The sequence below is a fragment of the Vibrio sp. 970 genome, assembly GCF_033339075.1.
In genome coordinates, this window is the sequence record NZ_JAWOTW010000824.1 from 1 (window position 1) to 516 (window position 516).

General features: G+C 47.9%; 1 protein-coding gene. It reads left to right on the top strand.

Annotated elements, in window-relative coordinates:
* Positions 1–516: lytic transglycosylase domain-containing protein (locus tag R7Q11_RS29410; RefSeq protein ID WP_225467373.1), on the top strand; the 516-nt coding region annotated here is incomplete at both ends.

Consider the following 516-nt stretch of genomic DNA (forward strand, 5'->3'; position numbering starts at 1 on the left):
GAGAGCAGTAACAGCAGACCGCAACCAACCAGAGAAAAAACTGACGTTGGATGAATACATTCCTCGTGCAGTCCCTGAGTGGAAAGTAAAGCAAGCCAAAGCACTATACAAAGAGCACTATGCGGAGCTTAAGCGCATAGGCGATCAATACGGCGTGCAACCTCGCTTTATTGTTGCGCTCTGGGGTGTAGAAAGTAACTTTGGCAAGTTTACAGGTAACTTCCGCGTAATTGATGCGTTGTCGACGATGGCATTTGAAGGTCGTCGTGAAGAATTTTTCCGCAAAGAGACCATGGCGGCTCTGCAGATCCTTGATCAAGGCCATATCGAGCTAGATAATTTTAAAGGTTCTTGGGCTGGTGCGATGGGACAGTGTCAATTTATGCCAAGCTCTTTCCTACGTTTTGCCGCCGATGGTAACGGAGACGGAAAAAAAGACATCTGGCAATCAGAAGCGGATGTGTTTGCGTCTACCGCTAACTACTTGAGCGAGTCTGGCTGGGACGATAAGTTCAC